Consider the following 10,022-nt stretch of genomic DNA (forward strand, 5'->3'; position numbering starts at 1 on the left):
GGCCCCCCCTGCTCCACGCCCGGCCCCCGCACGGCGGGCGGCTGCGCCCCGCCCCGCCCCCGCGCGGGCGCCGTCACCGTCCGGGCCCGGACGGTCACGTCGCCGTGGACCGGATCGCCGGTGGGCCGGTGGCCCTGCGGTGCAGGTTGGTCAGCGCTCTTCGCCTGTGGTGCAAAGAACCCACCTTCTCCGAAGTGTTGACGCGTCGACCTGCGGATTCCCACCGGCGCAGGGGCCGGGGTGCAAGGTGGCGGTCGCCGGTCGTCTCCTCCCCAGGAACCGGGAGGAAGCAACCAGGACGGCGGCACCGCGCGCGCCGATCAGGCGGACACCGGACCGCTGATCCGGAGCGCTGATCCGGAGCGCGCGGGCCGCCGGTGCGGGACTCGGGGCACCCGGCCACCACAACGACAAGCCGCACATGCCGGGGGAAGGGAGTCGGAAGGCCGTGAGGGCCGTGAGGGCCGGCCACGGCGACGTGAGACAACAGGCGCCCACGTCACCCGGGGCCGGCCACCCCGGCGTCGGTCCGGCTTCGGCTCCGCGAGTAGATCAAGTATCCCCATACCCGGACGTGCTTGTCACCCTGCGTCAGAACGATCTTTTGTGGCGATTTGCGCGCTTAGGGTTGCCAACGACCGGCATGACTCACCCCCTCGGGATTCTTGGAGCAGGAATGACACCCGAAGTCGCCGCAGTCGCGGCGGAGCTCGCGGACATGGCTGCGGCGGACCACCGGGCCACCGTCCAGGCGAACAGCGACGACTACGCGGAACAACTGGCGTGGCGTCGCCTGACCGCCCGGCACGCAGACCGTCTCCACGAGCTCATGGACGCGTACGGCTGGCCCACCGCGGACCTGGTCGGCGAGGATGCGGCGCGGGCAGCGTGGCTGATCGCCCAGCACGCCGACCGGCAGCTCGACGTCCAGCGCCGGGCGCTCCGGCTGATGGAACAGGCGGTGGCAGCGGGCTCGGCGAGCCCACAGGACCTGGCCTTCCTGCGCGATCGCACCCTCGTGAACGAAGGACGCAAGCAGATCTACGGCACGCAGATCGCCGGGATCCAGGACGGCTCGCCGATCCCGTGGCCCTGCGAGGACCCCGAGCGCATGGACGACCGGCGGGCCGAGGCAGGCGTCCCACCGTTCGGCGAGTACGTCGCCCAGTTCCCGGTGGCCTGACTCGCCCCGGCCCCGCCCGGCGGATCACGCCCCGGCCCGAACCGGTCCGGGTCAGGAGGACAGCGTCTTGCTCGCCAGCACCCTCCCCTGGGCGTCGTAGGCGGCGAGTCGGATGCCGTCGAGCGGGTGCGCCGCCTTCGGGGCGTCGGGGCTCTTGCTACTGGGGCCCCAGACATAGCCGGTGGCGTAGCCCGGGTCGCCGGGGAGGGACGCGACGGTGGCCCAGTACGCCCGGCCCTCCACCTCGATGGTCATCCGGGCCACCTGCCCGGGCCCGTGGTAGACGAGGTTGTACAGGCCCTCGCGGTACTGCGGCGGGTTCCCGTAGTACTGCATGGTGATCTCGGTGGCGCCCGCCGCCCAGGAGTACCCGCTGCAGCCCGGACCGCTGCCGTAGGCGGGAGCGTCGTGGACGCAGATCTCCCGGTCCTTCAGCTGCATCCACCAGTCCTGGCGGCCCAGCGGCAGCTGCGTGCCGGGCTCCACCACCACGGCCTCGGGAGCCGGCCCCTCCGGCACCTGCGGAGCCTGCGAGGCCGGCGCGACGGCCCGGGAGCCGTGCCGCTCGGACAGTACCGCCCCCGTGCCGGCCACCACCGCGAGCGCGGCCGCCACCGCCGACGCACCCATCGCCACCCGGCGCCCGCGCCGCTGTCGGCGCACGTGAGCCCGCACGGGCCCGGCCGACCAGTCCGCCACCGCGACGCGGGCCGCCTCGTCCCGCAGAGCGCCGCGCACCATGTCCTCGGTGTCCATCACTTGTTGCCCCCGTCCGTGCCGTCGATCGTTGAACCGGTACCCACCGCGTACGAGACCAGCGCCGGGTGGCCGCGCAGTTTCGCCAGGCCCCGACTGGCCTGGCTCTTCACGTTGCCCGGCGAGCAGTCGAGCACCTCGGCGACCTGGCCCTCGCTCATGTCCTCCCAGTAGCGCAGGACGACCACGGCCCGCTGGCGCGGCGGCAGCTCCGCCAGCGCCTGGAGCAGCACGGAGCGCTCCTCGACGCCGCCGTGCCCACCACCCGCGGTGGACGCCCGGTCGGGAAGGACGGGCACGAGCAGCTGCCTGACGCGACGCCGCCGGTGACGGCTCAGGTTGTTGTTCACCAGCGCCCGGTGGATGTAGGCGTCCGGCTCCTCCAGACGGCTGATCCGGGACCAGTTCCTGAAGACCTTCGCGAAGGTCGCCTGCACCACGTCCTCGGCCTCGTGGTAGTCGCCCGTGAGCAGGTAGGCCGTGCGCACCAGCCGTCGCCAGCGCGTGGCGGCGAACCCCTCGAAGTCGAGCTCACGCGGGCCGGGGCCGCCCGCAGTAGCCGGTGCCGTCACGGGCCTCGGCCCGTCCTCCACCGGGATGTGCAATACGCTCGCGGTCATCCAAATCCTCTTCGCCTCCGCGCGACGACCCGATCGGACCGTCGCTCTGCCCTATTCACCGCCGCGCCGCCGCAAGGGTTGCACGGCACTGTCCGCGACTACGGGCTGCGGCTCACCTTCCGGGCGCTGTCGCCGTGACCGAGCGGCCCCCTGCCGGTCGGTCACGGCGACGGGGAGAACGGCGCGCCCACACGGCCCCGCCCCGGCCGAACAGGCGCACGGGGGGTCCTCAGCTGCGGACGGGGACACGGCCGAGGGTGCGGATCGGGCGGGTGAGCAGGAGGGCGACGGCGGTGAGGAAGGCGACGACGACGCCCACCAGGAGGACCCGGTCGGTACCGAAGGCGTCCACGGCCGGGCCCGCCAGGGCGCTGCCGATCGGGTACATGCCGACGGATCCGGCGACCTCGTACGCGTGGACGCGGTTGAGGACCTCGCCCGGGACCTGGGTCTGCACGCTCGTGGCCCACATGACGCCCCAGACGCCGATGCCGACACCGACCGCGACCTGGGCGGCGGCGAGCGCCCAGACCGGCCAGCCGAGCACGATGCCGAGCGGATAGAGCGGGTAGGTCGTGATCGCCACGGCTCCGGCGGCGAGTGGGCGTCGCGGCTTGTAACGGATCGCCAGCAGGCCGCCCGCCACGGTGCCCGCGCCGAGGGCGGCGTTGAGCAGGCCGAAGGCGGACGCGCCGTACTCGGGCACGACGACACCGGCGGCCACCGTCAGTTGCGGCCCCCAGGAGAGCACCGCGAAGACCATCCAGATCACGATCACGCCCCAGAGCCAGGTACGGGCGCGGAACTCCCGCCAGCCGACCGCCAGGTTGTGCCACAGACCACCGCCGGACGGCGGGGCGGGCACCGCGCCGAGCCGCAGGGCCGCCAGGCACACCGCGCTCGTGCCGTAGGCGACGGCGGAGAGCGCCATCACCCAGCCGGTGGCCCCGAAACCCACCAGGACACCGGCCAGCGCCGGGCCGCCGAGCCCGGTGAGCGCCTCGGAGGTGCGCAGGATCCCGTTCGCGCCCTGCACGTCACGGGCCACCAGGGGGACGGTCGAGGCGGAACCCGGCTGGAACATCGCGTTGGCGGTGCCGGCCGCCACCAGGAGGGTGTACAGCTGCCAGAGGTGGTCGATGCCGTGGAGGAACAGCAGGGCGAGCAGCACGTGGGCAACGAGGTTGGCCAGGTCGGCGGCGATCATCAGCCGGCGGGCGGTGAACCGGTCGGCGAGCACCCCGCCGAACAGCACCAGGCCGGCGAACGGGCCCACCAGGAAGGCCATCGCGTACCCCGCGGTGTCCAGGCCGTACCCTCCGCTGAGCAGACCGGCCGAGATCGCGACCGGCAGCATGGCCCAGCTGAGCAGACCGGCGCTGCGGGCGGTGAAGTAGTAGCGGAAGTTGCGGGACCAGATCGCCGGTTCCCCGGACGGCCGGGCCACGGACCCGGGCCTTCCGTCCTCCGGTGCGCCGGCGGACGGTGCGCCGGAGAGGTGGTCCTGGATCTGTACGGATGTCGCCGCCGCTGGGTGGTCGGTGGTGCGGTCTGCCATGGCTGTTCAACCTCAGGTCGTGGGTCGGGCGGTGTGGGTCGGGCGGGACGGGTCTGTGCGGTCAGGCGCGGGCGGCGAGCTCCGCACGCAGGGCGGCGTTCTCCTGCTCCAGCCGCGCCAGGCGGTCGCGGACCGGGGCCAGGGCATCGGCGAGCTCGCGATCGCTGAAGCGGGGGGTGATGTGGTTGGGGCAGTTCCAGGCGGTGGCCTCGACCCGGATGGTGACCAGTTGCTCGACCGTGCCCTCGGTGCGCGGCGAGTCCAGGCGCTCGGCGAGCACGGGGTCCTCACCGGGCAGGACGGCGCTCGCACGGCCGAACAGCTTGAGGCGGGTCTGCCGGGCGTGGTCGATGAAGAAGAGCGCCACCCGGTCGTCGCCGCGAAGGTTGCCGGTGGTGATGTACTGCCGGTTGCCCCGGACGTCCAGGTAACCGAGCGTGAACGCGTCCAGGACGTGGACGAATCCGGGCGGGCCGCCCCGGAACTGGATGTACGGCCAGCCGGTCTCGCCCACGCTGGCGAACAGGAAGCCGTCGAGGCCACGGATGAAGTCGGCCTCGGACCCGGTGAGCGGCTCCGGCTGCTCGGCCGGGTCCCGCAGCCGGCGGTCGGCCGCCGTGGCGCTGCCCATCTGCTGCTGTACCCCGCGCACCGGGGCGGTGTACGCGAGGCGGTCGAAGCGGCTCATCCGACGCTCCCCGCGCGGGATTCGGTCCGGGGGCCGGTCGAGGTACCGGTCGGGGCGGCGGTCCGGGAGCCGCGCTGGGCTGCGGGGCGGGGTGCTGGGGGCTGCGGCAAGGTGTCACCTCGTGGGTCGGCGGTCGGGGCAGGTCGGCCGGGCGATCGGGGGCGGAAATCGTCCGACGGCGCGGGAACGGCCCTGCGGTGCGACCACCGTACGGAGCCCGCCTGGTCGGGCACCTGCATCCCGGCCAGAGGACCGCGGGCCCTGCGGACCGCCCGGAACAGAACGGCCGCACCCCCGCCGACCTGCGGTTCTTCCGGACAGGCAGCGGTCAGGACAGGCCCCACCGGCAGAACTACGGGAACTGCCGCAACCGGTCCTCCTGCCGCCGGGCCACCGACAACAGCCGCCCCACGCCCGGCGGATCCGTCCTCCCTGTACTCAGCGGATCCGGGCCGCGCCCATCGCCCGGGAGAGCCTCAGCGCCTCGCGCCAGTGCCCGACCGCGCCGCCCGGCTCGCCGAGCGCCGACCGCGCCCGGCCGAGCACCAGCCGGGCGCGTGCCTCGCCCGGGCGGTGCCCGGTCGCACGGTGCAGGGCGAGCGCCTCGTGGCCGTGCTCCAGGGCGGTCCGCGGCTCGCCGAGCCGCACCCGTAAGCACGCCAGGACGGTGAGCGCGCTGCCCTGGAGCATCCGGAACCCGCAGGCACGGCCGAGCGCGACGGCGCGTTCCGCAGTCTCCAGGGCGGCCTCCGGTTCCAGGTGTGCCTGGGCCGTGGCGAGCCCGACGAGGGCGGCGGTCTGCCGGAAGCCGTCGTTCGCGGCCCGGGCGAGGCGGAGCGACTCCCGGTAGCTGCCGGCCGCGTCGGCGAAGTCGTGGGCGCGCTCCTGCACGCAGGCCAGTGCGAGGAGGGCGTCGGCCTCCGGCGCCCGGTCGGCCAGGGCCTGGGCGGCGGCGAGCGCGGTGTGGGCCAGCAGCCGTCCGGTGGAGTGGTCGCCCAGGTCGGTGTAGGCGCCCGCGAGGCAGCTCAGCGCCGCGCTCTCACCGAGCCTGTGACCGTGCTTCAGGTGGACCGGAAGGGTCTCGCCGAGCACCCGGACCGCCTCGCCCGGACGCCCCAGCGCGCGGTGGACGACGGCCAGGGCCGTCCGGGCGACCGCCTCCTCGCCGACCGATCCGGACGCCCGGAGCAGCCGGGCGGCGTGCGCGAAGTGTCCGGCGGCCTCGTCGAGCCGGCCGAGCTTCCAGCAGACCTGCCCGAGATCGGCGAGCTCTTCGGCGACCCCGGGTCCGCTGTCGCGCCCGCCGAGCGCACGGGCCTGCACGAGGTGCTCGTACGCCGACAGGACGGCGCCGTTGTCGTGGTGGGCGGCGCCGATGCGGCGCAGGGCGAGCGCCTCGCCGTCGAGCCAACCGGACTGCCGGGCGAGTTCCAGTGCCCGGCCGACCAGTTCCATCGCCCGCTCGTCGTCGGCGAGCACCCCGTGGCACTCGGCGCGCCGCAGCTGGGCGGCGGCCTGGGCCCGGACCTCACCGTCGGCGACGGCGGCGAACAGGCTGGCGGTGGCGACCTTGAGGCAGTCGCCCGTGTACATCCCCGCCGAGAGGTAGCTGTGGAGGCTCTCGGCCAACCGCCAGGCGACGGCGGTGAATCCCGCGCCGGACGCCTCCAGGACGGCGCCGGCCAGGTTCTCCCGCTCGCTGTCCAGCCAGTGCGCGGCCTGACCGTGGTCCGAGATGGCCGGGGCGGCGACGGGTCCGGACGCGGGGACCGGGGCGAGGGCGGGCACGGACGGGGTGACCGGGGTCGGCGGCGCCGCCGGGAAGGCCGCCGGGAGGGCCGTGGGGGCGGACGGGTCCGCGGCCGGCTCGGCGGGGTAGAGCAGCCGGGCCGCGGCGTCGGTGTGGTCGAGGTACCAGTCGAACAGCCGCTGGCGGGCGGTGTGTGCCTCCTCCTTGCCGACCAGTTCGCGGGCGTAGGAGCGCAGCAGGTCGTGCAGCCCGAAACGGCCGGCCGCCCGTTCCTGCACCAGGTGGGCGTCGGCCAGGGCGACCAGCAGTCCGGCCGACTCGGCCGGGGCGGCGTCCGCCAGCGCGGCGGCGCCGTCCACGGTGAGGTCCGGTCCCGGCATCAGGCTGAGCAGCCGGAACATCCGCCGGACCGGCGCCGGGAGGGCGCTGTAGGAGAGGTCGAAGGCGGCTCGTACGGCCGAGCTCCGGTCGCCTTCGACGTGGAGCCGGCTGAGCATGTCGTCGCCCGCCAACTCGGCGTACTGGTCGGCGATCGTGGCGTTGCGGGCCACCAGGTTGGCACCCGCGATCCGGATGGCCAGCGGCAGGCCGCCGCACACCCGCACCAGCTCGCGGGCGGCCTCCTCCTCGGCCGCGACGTTGCAGTCGCCGATGGTGCCGCCGAGCAGCCGACGGCCCTCCTCGGGGTCGAGCACGTCCAGGGCGAGCCGGCGGGCACCGTCGCTCGCGACCAGCCCGGCGAGCCGGCTGCGGCTGGTGATCACCACCGCGCAGCCCTGGGCACCCGGGATCAGCGGCCTGACGTGCTCGGCGTCGCGCGCGTCGTCCAGCAGGACCAGCATCCGCCGGTCGGCGAGCAGGGTGCGGTACAGCGCCGCGGCCTCGTCCTCGTCCGGGGGCAGCCGGTGCGGCGGGGTACCGAGGGCCCGGAGGAACTGTGCGAGGACGTCGCCCGGCCGCAGCGTCGGGAGCCGGGAGCGTCCGCGCAGGTCCACGTAGAGCTGGCCGTCCGGGAAGTGCTCGCGCCGGGTGTGCGCCCAGTGGATGGCGAGGGCGGACTTGCCGACGCCGGGCGCGCCGACCACGGCCACCATCTGGGGACGGCGGGCCGGGTCGGGGTCGACGAGGGCGTCCAGGTCCAGGATCTGCCGCTGCCGCCCGATGTGGGGCCCGGTTCTGGCGGGCAGTTGGGCCGGCGCGGGGTGCGGGACCGGCGGTGTCCGGAGGCCGGCCACGACGGCGTCCCCGGGTACCCCGAGCTGCCCGGGGCGCTCGACACCCTCGGGGCGCTCGGGGCGCTCGGGGCGCTCGGGGCGCTCGGGGAGGGGAAGGGGGCCAGGGAGCCCGGGGTGCCGGAGGTCGGGCGGCAGTTGGCGGCGCAGCACCCGCAGATGGGCGTCACGGACCTCCGCGCCGGGCCCGACCCCCAACTCCTCGTCCAACCGGGCCCGCAGGCGGTCGAACACCCGGAGCGCGGCGGCCTGCTCCCCGCTGCCGGCCAGGGCGAGGATCAGCCGGGCGTGCAGGCCCTCGTGCAACGGCTCGGTGTGCACCAGGTCCCCCAGCACCGGGACGGCCTCCCCCGCGCGCCCCAGCAACATCGCGGTGTCCGCGTGCAACAGCGCCGCCGCCACCCGCCGTTCATTGGCCGCGACCGCGGCCGGGTGCTGGCGCAGCACCAGGTCCGCGTCCGCGAGGACCGGGCCGCGCCAGCACCGCAGCGCCTGTGCCAGCAGCTCGTACCCGGCCTCCCGCTCCGGCCCGCGGTGGACGCGCTGCGCCCGGTCGACCAGCTCGTCGAACCCGCCGAGGTCGATCCGGCTCCGGGAGTCCTCCAGCCGGTAGCCGGTCGGCGTGCGGACGACGGCGGGCCGCGGTACGGCGCGGTGGCCGTCCGGTTCCAGGAGGTGGCGCACCTGGCTGACGTAGGTGTGCACCAGGCTCTGCCGGGACCCGGGCGGCCCGGACGGCCAGAGCGTGTCGGTGATCTCCTGTTGGGTGGCCGGCTCGGGGTGTTTGAGGGCGAGCAGTCCGAGCAGCCGGCGCAGCATCGGGCTGGTGACCGGGACGGTGACCCGGCCGCGCCGGAGGTCGAGCGGGCCGAGGATCAGGAGGCGCGGCCGGAGGGCTCCGCGCGGCGCGGCGTCACCGGCGGCGGCAGACAGGCCGTCCAGCTCGTGGTCGGTCAGCCCCAGCACCTCCGCCAACTGCTGGAGGGTACGCGCCTGCGGCCGCTGGACCCGGCCGTGTTCGATGTCGCGCAGTGCCCGCGTGCTGATCCCGGCCCTCGAAGCGGCGTCCTCCTGGCTGAGCCCGGCGCGACTGCGGAACGAGCGGAGCCGCGGACCGTACGGACCCGGCTCGCCCGACGGACCGTCCAGGGCCGGCCCGGTGGCCGTCACCCTCTCCGACATGACATCCCCTCACCCGCCGGCCACACACCACCGTCCCCCGGACGGCGGCAGGCGAAGGCCGCGCGCGGCCGCTACCGCGGGAGACCTCGGCCATGATCAGTCTGGACCAGACCATTGCCCCGGACAAGGGACGTCCGCCACGATCCCGCCGGGATCACGGGTTCGGGCGGCGCTCGGTGAACACCAACGGGTTCTGGATGCGCCCGTGCTGCCCGCCGCCCGTTCCGGGGGCCTGCGGAATCGCCGGCCAGGCGGCGGGGCGACATCGCGCGTGGTCACCGGCGCAGCGGCCCCGGGCCGTCACGGAGGGCCCGGGTCCGTCACGGAGGGCCGGGGCCGTCAACGGGTGAGCAGGGCGCTGACGGTCTTGCCACCGGCGTCCCGGTGGGTGACGGCGGTGGTTCGGGCGAGGCGGTTGACCATGGGCCAGCCGAATCCGCCGGTGCCGTCGTCGAGGTCGGGGGTGCGCATGCGCGGGGCCTGCGGGCTGTGATCGTGCACGGCCACTTCGACGCTGTCCGTGTAGGCGGTCAGTTCCAGGGTGAACGTGCCGCCGCCGTGGCGCAGGGCGTTGGTGACGAGCTCCGAGACAACGAGGACCACGCTCTCCGCAGCCCCGGGAGCGGGCACCGGCACGAGGCTCCCGAGGAATCTGCGCGCGCGCTCGCGCGCACCGGCGACGGACGAGGCGGAGTGGAGGGCTTGGACCTCGACGCACATCAGGTCCATCAGGTCACCTCTTCCTGGGGCGACAGCCCCGCTCCGGCCTACCCGGCCCTTGTTCCCCGGTATCGCAGCACCAACCCTTCCACGGCGATCCTGCGGACCGAACCCGTCTCTCCCCGGGCTGCGGGCCGCCGAGCGGTGGGGTCGGGACGACGGTGGGACGGGTCGTGGAGGTCGCGCTGGTTCAGGGCCCAGCGAGGGCCCCGCCCCGCCGTCCGGTCGTCCGCCCCGGCGACGCAAGGGTCGCATCAGAGGGAGGGGGTGGGACCTGCCGAGGGCCTGGTGGCCGCGTCCACCACCTCGTTCACCACACTGACGCCGGACAAG

Annotated in this window: 7 protein-coding genes; 1 reads left to right on the forward strand and 6 read right to left on the reverse strand. The window is 75.0% G+C overall.

Features of this window, described 5'->3' with window-relative positions; translation table 11 throughout:
- Positions 1-676 precede the first annotated feature (676 nt).
- Positions 677-1,183 carry a DUF6624 domain-containing protein gene (locus ABZY91_RS39605; protein WP_355408814.1) on the forward strand — a complete coding sequence of 169 codons (507 nt, stop codon included), beginning with the start codon at positions 677-679 and terminating at the stop codon, positions 1,181-1,183.
- A gap of 51 nt (positions 1,184-1,234) precedes the next feature.
- On the opposite strand, the gene ABZY91_RS39610 is transcribed toward ABZY91_RS39605, so the two are convergent.
- The 6 genes from ABZY91_RS39610 to ABZY91_RS39635 all read right to left on the reverse strand — a co-directional run bounded on the left by ABZY91_RS39610 (position 1,235) and on the right by ABZY91_RS39635 (position 9,698).
- Positions 1,235-1,939 (reverse strand): hypothetical protein, encoded by a 705-nt coding sequence (locus ABZY91_RS39610; RefSeq protein WP_355408816.1) that lies wholly within the window; start codon positions 1,937-1,939, stop codon positions 1,235-1,237.
- Complete coding sequence (locus tag ABZY91_RS39615) at positions 1,939-2,559, reverse strand: SigE family RNA polymerase sigma factor (RefSeq protein ID WP_329879752.1); 621 nt, start codon at positions 2,557-2,559, stop codon at positions 1,939-1,941. Before ABZY91_RS39615 ends, ABZY91_RS39610 begins: the two co-directional genes overlap by 1 nt.
- A gap of 229 nt (positions 2,560-2,788) precedes the next feature.
- Positions 2,789-4,117 (reverse strand): MFS transporter, encoded by a 1,329-nt coding sequence (locus tag ABZY91_RS39620; protein WP_355408818.1) that lies wholly within the window; start codon positions 4,115-4,117, stop codon positions 2,789-2,791.
- Between the two features lie 61 nt (positions 4,118-4,178).
- Positions 4,179-4,805, reverse strand: a complete 627-nt coding sequence (locus ABZY91_RS39625) for a pyridoxamine 5'-phosphate oxidase family protein (RefSeq protein WP_355408820.1) — start codon at positions 4,803-4,805, stop codon at positions 4,179-4,181.
- Between the two features lie 438 nt (positions 4,806-5,243).
- Entirely contained in the window at positions 5,244-8,969 is a 3,726-nt protein-coding gene (locus tag ABZY91_RS39630; protein ID WP_355408822.1) for a BTAD domain-containing putative transcriptional regulator, read from the reverse strand.
- 339 nt (positions 8,970-9,308) lie between these two features.
- Positions 9,309-9,698 carry an ATP-binding protein gene (locus ABZY91_RS39635; protein ID WP_329879748.1) on the reverse strand — a complete coding sequence of 130 codons (390 nt, stop codon included), beginning with the start codon at positions 9,696-9,698 and terminating at the stop codon, positions 9,309-9,311.
- Between the last annotated feature and the right edge of the window lie 324 nt (positions 9,699-10,022).

The sequence above is a fragment of the Kitasatospora sp. NPDC002965 genome, assembly GCF_040611255.1.
Classification (GTDB): domain Bacteria; phylum Actinomycetota; class Actinomycetes; order Streptomycetales; family Streptomycetaceae; genus Kitasatospora.

Bases quoted from the DNA above. Each gene is read 5' to 3' on its own strand.
- ABZY91_RS39610 (WP_355408816.1), bottom strand. From the start codon at position 1,939: ATGGACACCGAGGACATGGTGCGCGGCGCTCTGCGGGACGAGGCGGCC.
- ABZY91_RS39615 (WP_329879752.1), bottom strand. From the start codon at position 2,559: ATGACCGCGAGCGTATTGCACATCCCGGTGGAGGACGGGCCGAGGCCC.
- ABZY91_RS39605 (WP_355408814.1), top strand. From the start codon at position 677: ATGACACCCGAAGTCGCCGCAGTCGCGGCGGAGCTCGCGGACATGGCT.
- ABZY91_RS39620 (WP_355408818.1), bottom strand. From the start codon at position 4,117: ATGGCAGACCGCACCACCGACCACCCAGCGGCGGCGACATCCGTACAG.
- ABZY91_RS39635 (WP_329879748.1), bottom strand. From the start codon at position 9,698: ATGGACCTGATGTGCGTCGAGGTCCAAGCCCTCCACTCCGCCTCGTCC.
- ABZY91_RS39625 (WP_355408820.1), bottom strand. From the start codon at position 4,805: ATGAGCCGCTTCGACCGCCTCGCGTACACCGCCCCGGTGCGCGGGGTA.
- ABZY91_RS39630 (WP_355408822.1), bottom strand. From the start codon at position 8,969: ATGTCGGAGAGGGTGACGGCCACCGGGCCGGCCCTGGACGGTCCGTCG.